General features: G+C 73.4%; 12 protein-coding genes and 1 other RNA gene. 8 read left to right on the top strand and 5 right to left on the bottom strand.

Translation table 11 applies throughout. From position 1 onward, the window contains the following. The first annotated feature begins 2 nt into the window (after positions 1–2). The 5 genes from ACFWTE_RS15445 to ACFWTE_RS15425 all read left to right on the top strand — a co-directional run bounded on the left by ACFWTE_RS15445 (position 3) and on the right by ACFWTE_RS15425 (position 3,372). The gene (locus ACFWTE_RS15445; protein ID WP_378780050.1) at positions 3–872 is read left to right on the top strand and encodes a Nif3-like dinuclear metal center hexameric protein; all 870 of its coding nucleotides are present in this window, start codon (positions 3–5) and stop codon (positions 870–872) included. Between the two features lie 110 nt (positions 873–982). Continuing rightward, positions 983–1,744, top strand: coding sequence for a zinc ribbon domain-containing protein (locus tag ACFWTE_RS15440; RefSeq protein ID WP_378780048.1), 762 nt, complete (start codon positions 983–985; stop codon positions 1,742–1,744). After that, positions 1,741–2,379 (top strand): histidine phosphatase family protein, encoded by a 639-nt coding sequence (locus ACFWTE_RS15435; RefSeq protein ID WP_378780047.1) that lies wholly within the window; start codon positions 1,741–1,743, stop codon positions 2,377–2,379. Before ACFWTE_RS15440 ends, ACFWTE_RS15435 begins: the two co-directional genes overlap by 4 nt. Before the next feature lie 57 nt (positions 2,380–2,436). Further along, an RNA gene (gene rnpB, locus ACFWTE_RS15430) (RNase P RNA component class A) lies at positions 2,437–2,824 on the top strand. 401 nt (positions 2,825–3,225) lie between these two features. Then, positions 3,226–3,372 carry a hypothetical protein gene (locus tag ACFWTE_RS15425; RefSeq protein WP_330090977.1) on the top strand — a complete coding sequence of 49 codons (147 nt, stop codon included), beginning with the start codon at positions 3,226–3,228 and terminating at the stop codon, positions 3,370–3,372. Here the strand turns inward: ACFWTE_RS15425 and ACFWTE_RS15420 are convergent. The 3 genes from ACFWTE_RS15420 to ACFWTE_RS15410 all read right to left on the bottom strand — a co-directional run bounded on the left by ACFWTE_RS15420 (position 3,324) and on the right by ACFWTE_RS15410 (position 9,115). Continuing rightward, positions 3,324–5,687 (bottom strand): SulP family inorganic anion transporter, encoded by a 2,364-nt coding sequence (locus tag ACFWTE_RS15420; protein ID WP_378780046.1) that lies wholly within the window; start codon positions 5,685–5,687, stop codon positions 3,324–3,326. The two genes, ACFWTE_RS15425 and ACFWTE_RS15420, sit on opposite strands and share 49 nt — an antisense overlap. A 346-nt stretch (positions 5,688–6,033) precedes the next feature. Next, positions 6,034–8,133, bottom strand: a complete 2,100-nt coding sequence (locus tag ACFWTE_RS15415; RefSeq protein WP_378780045.1) for a hypothetical protein — start codon at positions 8,131–8,133, stop codon at positions 6,034–6,036. Between the two features lie 355 nt (positions 8,134–8,488). Then, positions 8,489–9,115, bottom strand: a complete 627-nt coding sequence (locus ACFWTE_RS15410; protein WP_378780044.1) for a YbhB/YbcL family Raf kinase inhibitor-like protein — start codon at positions 9,113–9,115, stop codon at positions 8,489–8,491. Positions 9,116–9,393: 278 nt separating this feature from the next. Here ACFWTE_RS15410 and ACFWTE_RS15405 point away from each other — a divergent pair, with 278 nt between their 5' ends. Further along, positions 9,394–12,672: an ATP-binding protein gene (locus tag ACFWTE_RS15405; protein ID WP_378780043.1), complete on the top strand. Its 3,279-nt coding sequence runs from the start codon at positions 9,394–9,396 to the stop codon at positions 12,670–12,672. A gap of 94 nt (positions 12,673–12,766) precedes the next feature. Here the strand turns inward: ACFWTE_RS15405 and ACFWTE_RS15400 are convergent, their stop codons facing one another. After that, the gene (locus ACFWTE_RS15400) at positions 12,767–13,600 is read right to left on the bottom strand and encodes an ABC transporter permease (RefSeq protein ID WP_378780042.1); all 834 of its coding nucleotides are present in this window, start codon (positions 13,598–13,600) and stop codon (positions 12,767–12,769) included. Further along, positions 13,597–14,583: an ATP-binding cassette domain-containing protein gene (locus ACFWTE_RS15395; RefSeq protein WP_378780041.1), complete on the bottom strand. Its 987-nt coding sequence runs from the start codon at positions 14,581–14,583 to the stop codon at positions 13,597–13,599. Before ACFWTE_RS15395 ends, ACFWTE_RS15400 begins: the two co-directional genes overlap by 4 nt. Positions 14,584–14,728: 145 nt before the next feature. Here ACFWTE_RS15395 and ACFWTE_RS15390 point away from each other — a divergent pair, with 145 nt between their 5' ends. Continuing rightward, positions 14,729–15,316 (top strand): PH domain-containing protein, encoded by a 588-nt coding sequence (locus tag ACFWTE_RS15390; RefSeq protein WP_378780090.1) that lies wholly within the window; start codon positions 14,729–14,731, stop codon positions 15,314–15,316. Next, positions 15,316–17,286, top strand: coding sequence for a PH domain-containing protein (locus tag ACFWTE_RS15385; protein WP_378780040.1), 1,971 nt, complete (start codon positions 15,316–15,318; stop codon positions 17,284–17,286). Before ACFWTE_RS15390 ends, ACFWTE_RS15385 begins: the two co-directional genes overlap by 1 nt. Positions 17,287–17,516 lie beyond the last annotated feature (230 nt).

The following is a 17,516-nucleotide window of genomic DNA, read 5'->3' as shown; positions in this document are numbered from 1 at the left end:
TCATGGCCGTGAGCTCCTCGACCCCGTACCCCAGCCTCTCCGACGTGACCGCCGCCTTCGAGGAGGTCTATCCGCCCCGCTGGGCGGCCTCCTGGGACGCGGTCGGACTGGTGGCCGGCGACCCCGCGCAGGAGGTCGCGAAGGTGCTGTTCGCCGTCGACCCGGTCGACGCGGTCGTCGACGAGGCCCTCACCTGGGGCGCCGACCTGATCATCACCCACCATCCGCTGATGCTGCGCGGGGTCACCAGCGTGGCCGCCGACACCCCCAAGGGGCGGATCGTCCACCGGCTGATCCGCTCCGGCACCGCCCTGTACACGGCGCACACCAACGCCGACACCGCCGCGCCGGGGGTCTCCGACGCGCTCGCCCGCGCCGTCGGACTCACCGGGCCGCTGCGCCCCCTGGACCCCGACACCACCGACCCGGAGGGCCGCCGCGGTATCGGCCGGATCGGCGTCCTCGAACACCCGGCGATCCTGCGCGACTTCGCAGCCCAGGTGGCCGGGGCGCTGCCCGCCACCGCCGCCGGGATCCGCGTCGCAGGTGACCTGGACCGCATCGTGACCACCGTCGCCGTGTCCGGGGGAGCGGGGGACTCCCTGCTCGGCGCAGCCCGCGCCGCCGGGGTCGACGTGTTCGTCACCTCGGACCTGCGCCACCACCCCGCCTCGGAGTTCGTCGGGGACCCGGGCGGCCCCGCCCTCGTCGACACCGCCCACTTCGCCAGTGAGTGGCCCTGGCTCGCGGACGGGGCGGCCCACCTCGTGGACGCACTCGGGCGCGCCGGACGCCCCGAGGGGACTAACGTGGAGACACGCGTCTCGACGACGGTGACGGACGCCTGGTCACAGGCCTTTCCGCGCGTCTGAGAGCACACCGCCCCGCAGGGGCGGCCCCGACACCAATTGCACAGAGCCGCACAGAGTAGGGCGCGGGCGGCGTTCTCGCCTTCCCCAGCCATCCCAGGAGACGTGTACAAGTGAAAGCCGAACCCGCCGAACAGGCCAGACTGCTCAACCTCCAGGACCTGGACTCCGAACTCCAGCTCCTGGCCCACCGGGCCCGCACCCTGCCGGAGATCGCCGAGGCCGTAGAGCTCAAGGAACGCGCCGACCAGCTCGAGACCGACCTGGCCGCCGCACAGACGAAGGTCTCCGACGTCCAGCGCCAGCAGCGCAAGGCCGAGAGCGACGTGGACCAGGTACGGAGCCGCGCCGACAGGGACTCCAAGCGCCTGGAGTCGGGGCAGATCACCAACGGCAAGGAGCTGCAGAACCTCCAGTCCGAGATCGCCTCGCTGGGCCGCCGTCAGGCGGAGCTGGAGGAGGTCGTCCTGGAGGTGATGGAGCGCGCGGAGGCACTCGACGCCACAGTGACCCGTCTGGCTGCCGAGCGCGAGGAGGCCATCGCCAAGCACACCGAGGTGGTCGCCCGCCGCGACACCGCGGCGGCCGAGATCCAGTGGGACCGCACCCGCGTCACCCAGGACCGCGAGCGTGTGGCCGGGGAGATCCCCGCCGACCTGCTGGCGCTCTACGACAAGCTGCGCGGTCAGTACGACGGTGTGGGCGCGGCACCGCTGCGCTACGGCCGCTGCGGTGGCTGCAAGCTCGCCCTGAGCACCGTCGAACTCAACGACATCCGCGCGCACGCCGCCGACGAGGTCGTGCGCTGCGACGACTGCCGCCGCATCCTGGTGCGCACCGAGGAGTCCGGGCTGGGCGGCCAGGCCGGGCAGTGAGCACCGGCTGGGGTGCCCCCGACACCGCTCCGACCCGTCTCGTCCTCCTCCGCCACGGGCAGACGCCCCTGTCGGTGGAGCGGCGTTTCGCGGGCCGGGGCGACATCCCCCTCACGCGGGACGGCCACGCGCAGGCCAGGGCGGCCGCACGGCGCCTGGCCGCGCGGCCGATCGACGCGGTGGTGTCCTCGCCGCTGCTGCGGGCCAGGGACACGGCGGCCCGCGCGGCGGAGGCCCTCGGGCTGCCGGTCGAGGTCGACGGGGGGTTCGTGGAGACCGACTTCGGCGACTGGGAGGGGTTGACGTTCGCGGAGGCCCGCGAGCGCGGGCCCGAGGCCGTGGACCTCTGGCTGGCCGACCCCGAGGTGGGGCCGCCGGGCGGGGAGAGCTTCGCCGCGGTCGCCCGCCGGGTCGGGGCGGCCCGGGACGCGCTCGTCGAACGCCACCGGGGGCGTACCGTCCTGCTGGTCACGCACGTGACCCCCATCAAACTGACGGTGCAGCAGGCCATGCTCGCCCCGCTGGCCGCGCTGTACCGGATGCACCTGGACACGGCCTGCCTGACCGAGGTGGACGTCTTCTCCGACGGGCCGATGGTCGTGCGCTCCCTCAACGACACCGCCCACCTGGTCTGAGCCGGAGTCCGGGGAGGGCCGGGGACGCCCGGAACGGGCGTAGAATGCGGGGCGAGGGGAGTCGGCCAGACGGTCGCGGACCGCGCCAGGTGCGCGGGTTCGAGGAAAGTCCGGACTCCACAGGGCAGGGTGGTCGGTAACACCGACCCGGGGTGACCCGCGGGACAGTGCCACAGAAAACAGACCGCCACCGCTCGCGGTGGTAAGGGTGAAACGGTGGTGTAAGAGACCACCAGCGGCCGGAGCGATCCGGACGGCTTGGTAAACCCCACCCGGAGCAAGGTCAAAAAGGGAGCCTCCGGGCTCCCGCGCGGATGTTCGAGGGCGGCCCGCCCGAGTCCGCGGGTAGACCGCACCGAGGTCGCCGGCAACGGCGGTCCCAGATGGATGACCGTCAGGCCCCCTCGGGGGCCGACAGAATCCGGCTTACCGGCCGACTCCCCCCTCCACAGCTTCCTGAACTGCGCCGCAGCGCGGGGGAGCCGGCCGTGTTCCGGTTCTGTTCCGGACGGTGGATCAGCCGGACCGCAGCAGCAGACCCGTTTCCCCGCACCGACCTGTTCGTGCACCCTTCTCCGGGCCCGTGCCGGGCCTCGTGCGGCGCACCGCCCCGATCGCCCTGCCGGTCGGTACGCGGCGCACGCGGTGTGTGGGAGCGGTGGGGCGCGGGAAGTCCTATGGGTACAGGCATACAGCCTGCCGGTGATGGCCCATCGCCCACGCGCACCGATAGATTGGCCCTTGCGCTCCATACCCCGGGCCGAGTGCCGGAGCGTGTGCGCCCGTGGGCCGACGACCGGGGTCGACGGCCCAACGGGCATCCGCGTTCACGGGAATGGGTGACTCTTGTTCGACTCCACCGTCTTCTGGGTGGTCCTCTTCGGACTACCGGTCCTGGCCATCGTGGCGATCGTCATGCTCGCCTCCTACCAGGCCTCGGGCGTTCAACAGGACGAGCGTGACGACGCGCCCGGAGACGAATCCAGCAGCTGACCCGCGTCCGCCCCCGGGTGCGGGACGGGGCCGCTCACGTCCTGGACGCCCTCGACGGGGGCGAAGTCCCCCGTCACGGCGTCCAGCAGGTGCACCCTCGCCGTCTCCAGGTCGTAGTACATCCCCGACAGCTCCAGGTCGCCCGACTCCACCCGTTCGCGCACCACCGGGTAGCCCATGAGGTTGCCGAGCTGCTCCTCCACGTTGGCCTGGGCCAGCCGCCGCAGCGCCTCGGCGGCGGGCAGCCCCGCCAGGGCCCCGGCGCCCTCACCCGCCCGCACCAGGCTCCCCTGCCCGTTCGCCAGCCAACGGCACATGTGCGAGGTCTCCGCGTCCCCCGGCTCCAGGTGGGCCTTCTCCAGAAGTGCCTTCATGGCGCCGCAGTGCGAGTGGCCGCACACCACGATCGAGGGCACCCGAAGGACGTTCACCGCGTACTCCACCGCCGCGCTGACCGACATGTCCCCGGGGGTCCCCCGGGAAGGCACGAAGTTGCCGACGTTGCGGACGGTGAACAGGTCGCCGGGGCCGCTCGCCGTGATCAGGTTCGGCACCACCCGTGAGTCGGCGCAGGTGATGAACAGCGCTGTCGGGTGCTGCCCGTGCGACAGCCGACCCATGAGCGACCGCATCCGGTCGGCGGCGCTGGAGTGGTACTCGCGGGCACCGGCCGTGAGCAGGCCCAGCGCGTTCACCTCGCGGTGGGCCTCCTCGGAGTCCCCCCGCATGCCCCACGGCGCCCACCAGCGCGCCAGGCCGCTGGGAACGGTCTTGGCCGCGGGGGCGGACCGGGTGGAACTGCGTTCGTACCAGTTCTCGTGGACCTCGTCGATGTCTACGGCGCCCCCGGTGCGCTCGTGGTCCACGCGCCAGGCGTGGATGGCCTCGAACGCGGCGTGGTCCATGAAGTCCACGTGCAGGTCCAGGTCGACCAGGGCACCCTCGGGGATGGTGCGCAGCACGTGCGCGAGCCGGGGCACCCCGAGGAAGGTGAGGGAGCCGCGCACGGTGACGTGGACGCGGTCGTCGCGTTCCTCGGTGGTCACGGTCAGTTTGGTGAGCCTGCGCAGGGACACGATCATGGCCAGAGCGAATCCGAGGAAGACCCCTTCCAGAAGCCCCAGGAACACCACGCCGAACAGTGTCACCAGGTAGACGCTGGCCTCGTGGTGGCGTCGCAGGTCGCGCAGGCGGGCGACCGAGACCATCTGCACGCCGATGAACACCAGCAGAGCCGCCAGCGCGGCCATCGGGATCAGCTCGACCACGTGCGCGAAGAGGGCGACGAACAACAGCACCCACACACCGTGCAGGATGGTCGACCGGGGCGTGTGCCCACCGGCCCGGACGTTGGCGGTGCTGCGCACGATCACGCCCGCCACGGGCAGCCCGCCCAGGGCGCCGCTCACGGTGTTGGCCGCGCCCTGGCCGAACAGCTCCCGGTTGAGCATGATCCGGCGCCCGTTGTGCAGGCGGTCCACGGCGATTCCGGCGAGGAGCGACTCGACGCTGGCGACCAGGGCGACCGTGGCCACGGCCACCGCGACGCCGTGCCACTGTCCGGCCGCGGGGAGCATCGGCCCGTTCCAGGCGTCGGCGAGGGAACTGGGGAGCACGACGGTCTCCACCTTCCAACCGCCCACGGTCGCGATGACGGTCGCGGTGCCGACCGCGACCAGCGCGGCGGGAACCATGGCCGGGCGCAACCTCCCCAGGGACGGCAGTTTGTTCCAGGTGAACATGATCGCGATGGTGATGACTCCGACGGCGACGGCGGCGGAGTGGTTGTGCGCGACCTGGTCGGGCAGGTCGGCGAGGTTGGCCAGCGCTGAGCTCTGCGGCGCGCCTCCCAGGACCACGTGCAGCTGGGCGAGGGCGATGGTGACGCCGACACCGGCGAGCATGCCGTGCACGACGGCGGGGGAGACGGCCAGGGCCGCGCGGGCGATGCGGACGGCCCCCAGCGCGATCTGGACCAGCCCGGCGAGCAGGGTGATCAGGCAGGTCACCCGCCACCCGTAGGTCGCGACGAGGTCCGCGACGATGATGGTCAGCCCGGCGGCCGGGCCGCTGACCTGCACCATGGAGCCGCCGACCAGCCCGGCGACGATGCCGCCGACGACGGCGGCGATGATTCCGGCGATGAGCGGGGCGCCGGAGGCGACGGCGATCCCGAGTGACAGGGGGACGGCGACCAGGAAGACCACGAGGGAGGCGCCGACGTCGGCGACGACCCCCTTGCGGTCCTTGTGGCTGCCCGGTGGCGCCGCGTCGGGCGGGGCGTGGGGCTGTACTCCCGGGGCGTCGTTGCGCATGGTTGCTCCGTTCGGGTTGGACCAGGCAAGTGATGCGTAGGCGCACGAGGACGAGGGCGTCCGGTTGGGGGGTGCGCGGGTGAACGCGTATACAGGGCGAAACCCCGAAGGGTCCCTCTGTAATCACTAACTGTAGTCAACTTCCGTGGCGCAGTGTGACGTGCTGTTGTGCTGAGGGTGACCATCTTTGCGACTTCACATGGCGTCGGGACAAACCTGGGCACAAAAAACACCGAGGTGGCGGGAGTTCCCCGTCACCTCGGTGGTGTGAAGCTGTGGGCCGCGGGTGGAGGCCGGGCAGCGCGTGCCCGTCACCGTGGGTCAGAGCCGTGCGGCCGGCGTCAGATCAGTGGAAGCGGCCGTCCTCGTAGCCGCCCTCGTACCGCTCCTTGCCGTATCCCCTCTGGTCGTAGGGCTGCTCGGGAGGGTACGGGCCCGGAGCCTGCGGACCGCCCGGCCGTCCCTCGTCGTCCTGCTGCTGCCAGCCGTCCAGGGGCGGGTAGCCACCGTGGTCGGGCTGCTGCGGCTGCCGTGGCGGGTAGGAGCCCCCCAGCATGTCGGAGTAGCCGCTGCCGGGGCCGTTCGGGTCCGACGGGCGTCCGAACCGGTCGTCCTGGCCCGGGTAGCCGCCGTAGCCCGGGGGGACGTCGCCGCGCACCTGGTCGGCCGGGTAGCCCCCCGTGGGCGGCAAGGGGGGGTAGCCCTGCCGGTCGCCCGGGTACGGCTGGCCGTCCGGGCCGTCCTGGTAGGACGGGACGCCGTGTCCGCCCGGGTATCCGGGCCGGCCGACCGGTCCGCTGTTGAACGGGGACGGCATACCCGGCACCGGCGCCTCCCGGTCGGAACCTCCCGGGAGACCGGGTACCACCGGTCCGCTGTGGGAGCCGGGGCCGCCCGGGAACCCGAGTCCGCCTCCCGGCCCGCCGGGAACGGTGGGCGTGCTCGGGGAGCCGAACGTGCCACCGCTCTCACCCCACAGGGGTGTGTTGCCGTCGGGGTACGAGGGGCGCTGGTGGGTGCTGGTGTCGTACTGGGGCCGGGTGTGGGTTCCGGTGTCGTAGTCGGAGCGGTTGAAGGAGTCGGTGTCGTAGGCGGGGCGGGTGTGGTTGCCCGTGTCGAACTCCGGTCGTCCGGTGCCCGCGTAGTCCCCCCGGGAGTGGGCGCCGGTGTCGTACGAGGATCGCGTGTGCGTGCCCGTGTCGTAGCCGCCCTCGGACCGGGGCGCGGACGGGTAGCCCCCGCCCAACGGGTCCGCGGGGCCGCCGCCTCCGAGCGGGGGCGTGCCGCCGGGGCCGGGCGCGGGTGTGCTGCCCTGGCCGCCGCCGTAGCCGAAGTCGGAGCGCTGGTGCGCGCCGGTGTCCATGCTGGACCATATCGGCGAATCCGCGTCCGAACCCTGTGGGGGGGCCGGGGGCCGGAAACCCGGTGCGAGCGGGTCGCTCACGGCCGGGGGGACGGCCGGGCCCGGGTAGTCCGACCGGTTCAGCGAGCCGCTGTCGTAGGAGGAACGGCCGCCGAGCGGGGAACCGGTTCCCGCCGGGTCGGACACGCCGAGCGGATCGTGCGTGTCCGAGGAGGGGGCCAGGGGGTCGGTCCGGGGCTGGGAGTAGGAGGAGCCGGGCGACCAGGAGCCGGAACCGAGCGGGTCGTCGCCACGGGTGGCGGAGGCTGCGGGCGCGGCGGGCTGCGTCAGCGGCAGGCCCTGCGTGGGTGGGATCCCCTGTGTCGGGGGCAGCGCGGCCTGTTCCGGACGCGGCGGCAGCGCGCGCTCGTCCTGGCTGAGGGGGTCCGGGGCGGCGACGGGGGGCTGTCCGTGCCTGCCGGACCGCCCCGACCGGTCGTCCGCCTCGGGCATGTTCTCCTGCCCCAGGCTCGCCAGCATCGCCAGGTCCGCGGAGGGACCGGTACCGGACCCCGTCGCCGCGGGCAGGACCGTGGTCGCCCCGGGCGGCCCCGACTGCTCCTCGAAGTCCTGGTACCCGTCGTCGTAGTCGTCGTCCTCGTACTCGTACGCGGTGACGTTGGCGCCCCGGTCCTCGCGGTCGCCGCGGCGGCCCCGTGGCTCCGAGGCGCGCTGGGCCGGGCCGTCCTCGCTCAGACTGGACCAGAAGTCGTTGTCGGACAGGCCGTCCGCGTCGTCATCGTCGTCCCAGTCGGCCTCGCGCTTGCGCCGGCCCTTGGGCCGCCGTTCGGACCGGCCGCCACCGTCCTGGTGCGAGCGGCGGGACCGCCCGCGCGGCGCGGGCTCCTCCTCGTCGCGGTCGAGGTCCCGGTCCTGTGCGCGGTCGGGGGCGCGACCGGTGTCCTCGGTGTCGTCGTACTCGTATTCGTCGTCGTAGTCGTCCTCGCGGGAGCTGGAGCTCAGCGCGCGCATGCCCAGCAGGAGGAGGACGAGCACGGCGAGTACGACGATGACGGCGATGATGATGATGACGGTGACGGTCATGGTGTACGCACTACCTTGGGGAGGTCGGCCGCGCCCGGATCGCACCGGGGACCGGGGTGTCTGGAACCGGCCGGGGATGTGCGGCGCCCGCCTGGTGCTCTGCCGTCCCGGTCTGTCCGACCTGCGTGCTACGAGGGGTGCAGGTGGTCCGGTGCGGTTTCAGGTCGGTGCGCCGCGCGGCGAGTGGACGGGAATCGGTCATCTGAAATGGGGCGAGGGGCACAGTTCCACTGTATGCGCTGTCGCGCCCCGTGTGCAGAGGGCGATGGATGGTTCCTGAGCGAATCCCCCGGGGGTCCGGTGGGGCGGAGCCACCCGGTTTCGGAGCGTCAGGACACGGCCGTTATGACCTATTTCACTCGCTGGTCGTGACCAGCGACCCGCGGGCGACCGCCTGGTTGGCGATCGCGTCCAGGGCCGCGTCCAGCGACGCGCCCTCCGGCAGGTCCAACGGGTTCTCCAGCGCGTACACGGTGAACCGGTACTCGTACGACGATTCGGGTTCGGGGCACGGGGCGCCGTACGCGGCGACGCCGTCGGAGTTCTGCCCCTGCTTGGCGTCGGCCGGAACGATGTTCTGCCGAAGCTCCACCAGTTGCGGGTCCAGGTCGTAGACCACCCAGAACACCTGGGCGACCTGCGGATCGTCCACCACCAGCGCGATCGAGCCCGCTTCGTCGGGCAGCCCCGACCAGCTCAGCGGTGGGGAGTACGCCTCCGGCTCTCCCTGCTCCTCGCCCTCCTCGCCGTCGGCGGCACCCTCGCAGGCGTAGGCGGCCGGGAGCGGCTGCCCCTCCTGCATGAGCGGGCTGGTGACGTTGATGTCGTCGGGCATGTCACCGTTCTGCCCCGGGGCGAGGATGCCGCAACCCGTGGTCAGGACCAGTGCGGCCCCCGCCGTCACCACGCCGGCGAGCGCTGCGGGGGACGTGCGTGCCGTGCGCGCACCGGTGGGCCGGGGGGAGGGGAGGGCCGGGAACAATGGGAACTCCTGCTGGACTTTCGGGCCGTGGAGGCGGAACTCGCTGTGAACCGGTACGGCGTCGGGAGGTCACCCGGAGCCGGACTCGGGGAGGGAACGCGCGGGAGCCGCCACAGGGCACCGGCGACACGTTCCTGAGCGAACCCTACTGTGGTCACGCGGGCGTTCGGGCGACCGTCCCGGCCCGACGGCCCCGCGCCCGTCCGACGGGGCCGGGGAGCGGGCCGCCGGAGCGTCGCCCCCGCGCGTTCCCCCGGCGGATCGGTAATCATGGGTCGGTGCGGTTCTCCATCCTGGGGCCCCTCCTGGTGCACGACACGACCGGACGGCCCGTCACCATCGGCGGCGCGCGGCTGCGCGTCCTGCTCTCCCTCCTCCTGCTCCGCCCGGGGCAGCGCGTGTCCGTCGAGGGGCTCATCGACGGCATCTGGGCGGGGGCGCCTCCGGCAGCGGCCGGGAACGCCCTCCAGGCGCTGGTCTCCCGGCTGCGCCGCGCCCTGGGCGAGGGCGCCCTCATCGATGGCGACGGCACCGGGTACCGGCTGGCCGTCGACCCCGGCCAGGTCGACGCGGACCGGTTCGAGGCCCTGGCGGGGGAGGGCAGGACCCACCTCGCCTCGGGGCGGGCCGCCGACGCCGAGCGGGCCCTGGGCGAGGCGCTCGCCCTGTGGCGGGGGCCCGCGCTGTCCGACCTGACCGCCCACGGCGTCGCCGAGGACATCGCGCTCGCCCTGGCCGAGACCCACCGGTCCGCCACCGAGGACCACCTGGCCGCCCGGGCCGAACTGGGCCACCACGCGGAGATCCTGCCCCGGGTCGAGGCGCTCGCCAGGAGGGAGCCGAGCCGGGAGCGCCCCGTCGAGCTGCTCATGCGGGTCCTCGCCGCGGCCGGGCGCACCGCGGACGCCCTGACCGCCTACGACCGCTTCCGCGCCCGCCTCGCGGACGGCCTGGGCCTGGACCCCTCGCCCCAGTTGCGCGACACCCACCTGCGCCTGCTGCGCGGCGAGTTCGACGCCCCGTCCCCGGCACCCGCCGCCCGGCCGCAGCTGCACCTGCCCGTCACGCTGACCAGCTTCGTGCCGCGTGACACCGAGGTGGGCGCCGCCGTCGACCTGCTCGCACGGGAGCGCCTGGTCACCCTGACCGGGCCGGGCGGGGCGGGAAAGACCCGCCTGTCGATCGAGACCGCCGCCGCCCTGGCCGCACGCGCGCCGCAGATGCTCGCCCGGGGCTGCTGGTTCGTCGAGCTCGCCTCCAGGTCGGGTGCCGACGTTCTCGACGCCCTGGTGGGGGCCCTGGACCTGCGCGCCCACGCCATGATCCGGACGCGGTCCGCGCCGGTGCCGATCCCCCCGCTCGAACGCGTGGTCTCCCACATCGGCGACCACGCCGCGCTCATCGTCCTGGACAACTGCGAACACCTCGTCGAGGACGTCGCCAGGGCCGTGGAGCCCCTGCTCGCCCGCTGTCCCCGCCTGCGTGTCCTGGCCACCTCCCGGGAACCCCTGGGCGTCCCCGGCGAACAGCTGATGCCCGTGCCGTCCCTGGCGCTGCCGCCCGAGGGCGCCCACGCCGAGAAGGCCCTCACCTACCCCGCGGTCGCGCTGTTCACCGAGCGGGCCGCCGCGGCGCGGCCCGGATTCGCCGTCACACCGGACAACGTCGCCCATGTCGTCCGTGTCGCCAGGGAGCTGGACGGGATGCCCCTGGCGCTCGAACTGGCCGCTGCCCGCCTGCGCTCGATGACCATCGCCCAGCTCGCCGAACGGCTGACCGACCGGTTCCGGCTCCTCACCGGAGGCAGCCGGGGAGCACTTCCCCGCCACCGCACGCTGAGAGCCGTCGTCGACTGGAGCTGGGAACTCCTCGACGAACCCGAGCGCCGCCTGCTGCGCCGCCTGTCGATCTTCACGGGCGGCGCCGGCCTGGAGGCGATCGAACGGGTCTGCGCCGACCCCTCGGATCCCGGTACCGAGGGCCGCGTGGACGGCCGGGACGTGTGGACCGCCCTCTTCTCCCTGGTGGACAAGTCCCTCGTGATCGCCGAGAACCCCGCCAGGGACGACGAGCCGCCCCGCTACCGCCAGTTGGAGACCGTCCGCGCCTACGCCGCGGAACGGCTCGCGCTCAGCGGGGAGGAGGTGCGTGTCCGCGACGCCCACGCCCTCCACATCCGGGACCTGTGGCGTGGGGCGGACCCGCTCCTGCGCGGCCGTCGCCAGGCCGAACTGCTCGTGCGCCTGGCCCCGGAGTCCGCGGACCACGGCGCCGCCGTGCGGTGGGCGGTGGAGCGCCGCGACGCCGACCTCGCCCTGGACCTGGTCGAGTACACCCAGTGGTACTGGACCCTGGGCGGGTCCTGGCGCCAGCTCGGCCGGTGGTCGGAGGCCGTCCTGGACATGCTCGGGGACCGGATTCCCGAGGGCAGGACCGTGGCCTACGCCAGCTGCCTGTTCCACCGGGCCGGGGAGGGCGCGGTGGACCACGACGTGGCACTGGAGCGCGTCCGGGAGATCGAGGAGATCGTCACCGCTGCGGGGGAGCGGATCGAGCGGCACCCCGTGCTCGTGCACTGCCTGCTGTACGGGGCGATGATCCAGGGGCGGCCGGGGGAGGCCTACGAACGCCTTGTCACGGCCCTGGACCAGCCCGATCCGTGGATGCGCGCCATGGTGCGCTGCCTGCTGTCCCTGCTCGACGCCGTCACCGGCCACACAGGGGAGTCCCTGGGCAAGGCGGAGGCCGCACTGGAGGAGTTCCGCGCGTGCGGCGACGCCTGGGGCGTCTGCCAGGCGCTCGCCCAGGTCGTGGACGTGTACCGCTTCGAGGACCTCGAACGCTGCTGCGAGCTGCTGGCCGAGGGGATACAGCACGCGCAGGCGTCGGGGCTGACCGGGATGGTGGCGCTGTTCCGGGTCCGCCGGGTCCAGGCCCTGACCGACCTCGGAGACCTGGAGGCGGCCCGCCTGGACCTGACGGCGCTGTTCGACTTCGAGGGGCCGGTCCAGGACGAACACATGGTGCTGCTGTGGCTGACGGAGGCCCAGTGGCTCAGGGAGGCCGGGGAACTGGGGCGGGCCCGCGCGGTCGTCGAGCGGATGCGGGAGGAGCTGAACGGCCTGGGCGGGTTCTCGCCGGTGTACATCGAGGGGGGACTGGAGGTGATGTCCGCGGTCCTGCACTGGCGGACCGGGGCGCCGGAGGAGGCGTGGCGCGACCTCGGGCGGGCGTGGCGGCTCGCCTCCCAGGGCCTGGGACCCGTCTGCGCGGAGGTCCTGGACGTCTTCGCGATGATGCTGGCCCCGGAGTCGCCGCGCCGGGCGGCCCGCGTGCTCGGCTGGTCCGAGGCGCTGCGCGGCGTTCCCGACAACACGACCCCCTATGTGGTGCGGGCGCGGGAGCACACGCGCCGGGAGTTGGGCGGCGCGGAGTACGGGCGGCTGGTCGCGGAGGCGCGGAGCACCGCCAAGGACGAGATCCTGGCGCGAGCGGGGGAGTGGCTGCCACCGGCCGTGTCCGACCGCGGGTCCGGCGGCCGGCGCCACGGCGGGTGACGGTTCACTGCGGGCGCGCCCGACGGCGGGCCCGTACGCGCCCGCGCCGCCCCGGGGGCCGGGGCGGCGCGGTGGCCAAGGGGGCCGGTGCCGGTCAGGTGCGGCGGCGGTACGCCCACACGGCCAGCGGGAAGAAGACCGCGGTGAAGACCGCGGACCAGACCACGGTCCACAGGACCGGGCCCGCGGCGCCTCCGGTGCCGAGCATCAGGGCGCGCATGGCGTCCACGACGTGGGTGACCGGGTTGTTCGCGGCGACCACCTGCAACCAGCCGGGCATGTCGTCGGGGCTGACGAACGCCGAGCTGCTGAAGGTCAGCGGGAACATGAGGATCATCCCGAACGCCTGCACGGCCATCGGCGTGCGCACGACCATGCCGATGAACGCCGACATCCAGCACAGCGCGAACGCGAACAGCAGCACCAGGGCCGCGGCCGCGACCACGCCGCCCACGCCGCCCTCGGGGCGGAAACCGATGAGCATGCCGACCAGGAGCACCATCACCACGGTGATCGTGTACCGGACCAGGTCGCCCAGGATCGCGCCGGTGAGCGGAGCGGAGCGGGCGATGGGCAGTGACCGGAACCGGTCGAAGATGCCCTTCTCCACGTCCTGGCTCAGGGAGAACCCCGTACCCAGCGTGGCGAAGACGACCGACTGGGCGATGATGCCGGGCATCAGGAAGTCGCGGTAGGCCTGCCAGTCGCCCATCATCGCCTGTCCGAAGACGAAGACGAACAGGGTCACGAACATGACCGGTTGCAGCATCAGCCCGAAGACCTCTTCGGGGTTGGCCTTGATCTTCAGGACGCTGCGCCAGGCCAGCTGGAGACCGTTCTGGACCGTGCCCAGCGGTGTGATCCGCCCGGGGACCACCGCTGGGCCACCGGGGTCCGCGGACCGTGTGCGGGTTGTGACGGCGTTCATGCCCTGGCCCCCTCGTCCACGGTCTCGTCCGTGGTCTCGTCCGTGGTCTCCTCGTCCGCGGTGCGACCGGTCAGGGCGAGGAAGACCTCGTCCAGGCTCGGCTTGCGCAGTGACAGCTCTGCGACCTCCACGCCCTGTTCGTCCAGGCGGCGCACCACCTCGGGCAGTACCCCCGCACTGGTGACCGGGACGCTGGCGAGCAGCCCGTCGGAGGCGGCGGGCGTGCTGGTGACGGCCTCGATGATCCTCGTCGCCAGGGCCAGCTGACCGGGGTCCACCGTGCGCACTTCGAGCACCTGGTGGCCGGCCTGGTTCTTGAGCTCCTCCGGTGTGCCCCGGCTGATCATCCGACCGTGGTCGAGGACCATGAGGTCGTCGGCCAGCTGGTCGGCCTCCTCCAGGTACTGGGTGGTGAGCAGGACGGTCACGCCGTCGTCCACCAGCCCGCGCACCACGTCCCACAGGCCGTTGCGGCTGTGCGGGTCCAGCCCGGTCGTGGGCTCGTCCAGGTACAGCAGGGCCGGGCGGCCGACCAGGCTCGCGGCCAGGTCGAGCCGGCGGCGCATGCCGCCCGAGTAGGTCTTGGCGGGGCGGTCGGCGGCGTCGGCGAGTCCGAAGCGATCGAGCAGCTCCGCGGCGCGGACCCGGGCGCCGGCCCGGTCGAAGCCCAGCAGGCGCGCGATGAGGATCATGTTCTGAGTACCGGTCAGGTCGGCGTCCACAGCGGCGTACTGGCCGGTGAGACCGATCAGCCGACGCACCTCGTGGGGCTGGCGGACCACGTCGTAGCCGCCCACCTCGGCGTGCCCGCCGTCGGGTCTGAGCAGGGTCGCCAGAATGCGGACCATCGTGGTCTTGCCCGACCCGTTGGGGCCCAGAACACCCAGTACGGCCCCCGTCCTGGCAGTCAGGTCCACGCCGTCCAGGGCGCGTTTGCCCTTGAACTGCTTGACCAGACCCTCCGCGCGGATGGCGTCAGTCATCGTTCCTCCGTTTCAACGTCTGTTCACCAGTGTGACGAGCTGGGCTGACAGAACGCTGACAGAGTTCCCGCGCTCCGCCGCAGTCCGCCCGGAGCCCCTGCGGGGAAGGAGCTCCGAACACGGAGGGCCTAAACTCGTGCAGGTGATGAACACCCCGCCGCACGACGCCATTCCCGACCCCGACCGGGCCCGGTCGGGCCCCGAACCGGGGGGCGGGGAAACCGCCCGGCTGCGGCCCCCGCAGAGCCGGGTGAGCAGCAGGGCGATCGGCGTGTGGACCCTGAGGATCCTGTTCGGGTCGGTGTTCACCCTGGTGCTGTTGAGCGCGGTCGCGTGGGGCGCCTCCTCGCTCGGCTGGGTCTGGATCCCGGGTTGGGCCGTGGACAACGCGTGGCTGCTGCCCGTCGCCTACGGCGTGTACGCGCTGCTCAAGGTGGCGATCGTCCCGTCCTGGCGGTACCGGGTGCACCGCTGGGAGGTGGCCGGGGACGTCATCTACACCCGGGTGGGCTGGATCAGCCGCACCTGGCAGCTGGTGCCGGTCAACCGGTTGCAGACGGTCGACCACACACAGGGGTGGTTGGAGCGCGTGTTCGACGTGGCCACCCTGGAGGTGCAGACCGCCTCCTACGCGGGGTCGTCCACGATCGAGGGTCTGGACGCCGGGCAGGCGCGCCGCCTGAGCGAGGACCTGGCCGTGCGCGCGGGCGCGCTGAGGGATGACGCGACCTGATGGGCACGGAGCACGGAGAGGGCGCACACGAGCAGAGGCCGGACCCGGAGCCGCCGTCGGACCGGGCCGACACGAGCGGCGGTTGGGTGGCGCCGGGGAGCACCTCCGCGCCCCACCTGACGGGACACGCGGCGGGGAGCACCGTCCCCGACCGCCCCGCGGCCCCGGAGGAGCACGGCTTCGCGTCCGCGGAGGCAACGGGGCCGTCGACGCGCAGCGGGGACGTGCGGTCCCCGACCGACCGCGGCGCCGAGCCGCCCCACGCGCAGGGGGCGTCCCCCGCCGGGCCTCCCTCCGCGCCGACGGACGGGCAGGCACCCCACCAGGCGGCTTCCCGTGACTGGTGGGGACCCCCGCGGGAACGCGGAGGGCCGGACCTGGCCGGGAGCGGAGCGCCAGGGCCCTGGGAGGCGCCCTCGGCGGAGTCCCTCCTCGCACCGGAGCGGGTCCGCAGGACCAGCCCCCGGAGCATGGTCGTCGGCCCCATCAACCAGCTCAAGGGCCTCCTGGTGCCGATCGCGGCGGGACTGCTCCTGGGCGGGTTCAACGCGTGGGTCCTCGGCGCCACGGGCGCGACCGTCGTGGTGCTGCTCGTGGGAGGGTTCGTCACCTGGAGGACCACCCGGTACGAGGTCGGCGAGGACCGGCTGGAGATCCGCAAGGGGTTGATCAGGCGCTCCCGGCGCACGATCCCCCTCGAACGGGTCCGCGGCGTCGACGTCACCAGCACGCTGCTGCACCGCCTCCTGGGCGTGGCGGTGGTGCACATCGAGGCGGCAGCGGGATCGGCGACCGCGACCGAGGACGGCAAGCTCGACGCCGTGGCGGCGGACGAGGCCGAGCGCCTGCGCCGCGTCCTGCTGCACCGCAAGGCTGTCCTCGCGGGCCAGGAGGCCGGTCACCGGGCCGCCCCCGGCGCGGGCGCCGGCCCGGCGGAGACCGCGGGGCCGGCGGAGGGGCAGGCGCCGCCGGTTCCGGACGACGACACCGTCACCTACTTCGCCATGCCGCGCTCCTGGTACCTGTACGGTGCGCTCAGCCTGGGCTACCTGCTCACCCCGTTCGCGGTCCTGGCCACGCTCTTCGGAACGGTCCAGCAGACGGCGGGGGACCGGGCCAACGACGTCGTCGTGGACTGGCTGACCACCTCGGACCGGGGTTTTCTCCTGATGGTCGCCCTGGTCTTCGCGGGTGTGCTGGTGCTCTTGATGCCGGTGTTCGCCGTGGTCTCCTACGCCCTCACGCACTGGGGGTTCTCACTCCGCGGACGCGACGGCTCCCTGGTCGCCGAGCGCGGGCTGTTCACCCGGCGCAGCGTCACACTGGAGAGGCGCCGTATCCGCGGCTACGAACTCCTGGACAACCCCCTCGAACGCACGCGGGGCGCGGTGCGGCTGCGCGCCGTCGTCACCGGCCTGGGAGACGCGGCCAACCGTGCGGTGCTGTTGCCGATCGGGCCCCGCACCGCGGTCGAGGGCGTCGTCGACCAGGCGCTGGCCCTCTTCGGGGGCGCCCTGAAGCGCCACCCGGTAGCCGCCCTGTTCCGGCGCCTGACACGGTCCGTCCTGCCGTTCGCCCTCCTCGCCGCGGTCGCCGCCGCCCTGGGGGCGGAGTGGCTCGCCGTGGCGTGCCTGGCGCTCGCCGTGCTCGGCATCCCGCTGGGCGTGGACCGCTACCGCTCCCTCGGCCACGGCTACGACGGTGAGCGGGTGAGCGTCCGCTCGGGTTCGCTCAGCAGGAGCCAGGCGACGGTGGAGCGCTCGGCGGTGATCGGCTGGACCTGGACGCAGACCCTCTTCCAGCGGGGGTCCTCCCTGGCCGACCTCCAGGTCACGGTGGGAGCGGGCGCGGGGGGCTACACCGCCCAGGACGCCTCGCTCGAGGAGTCGGTGGCCTTCGCGGCCGGGGTCACCCCGGAGATGGTCCGACCGTTCCTGGAGGTTCCCGGCACCCCGGACCGGAGGGGCTGAGTCCGCTTCCCCGGCTCCGTCCGGCGACGTCGGGCCGCCACCGAGGTCGTGTGGGGGCGCACGGAGGTGCGCGAGCACACGGACGGCGGGGAGCGGGCCCGCCCCGCCCCGCGCCGACAGCGGCCCCGGGCCGGGAACGCCGGAGGGCGACCGCTCGGGCTTGTCGACCGTCCTGAAGATCAAGGCCAGTGACGACCTTTTCCGCCCGTGCGTGGTGGACCGTGCAGCAA

The organism is Nocardiopsis sp. NPDC058631 (assembly GCF_042716955.1).
Classification (GTDB): domain Bacteria; phylum Actinomycetota; class Actinomycetes; order Streptosporangiales; family Streptosporangiaceae; genus Nocardiopsis.
Note: the sequence above shows the minus strand (reverse complement) of the source record. Positions and strands in the feature narration are given on the sequence as shown.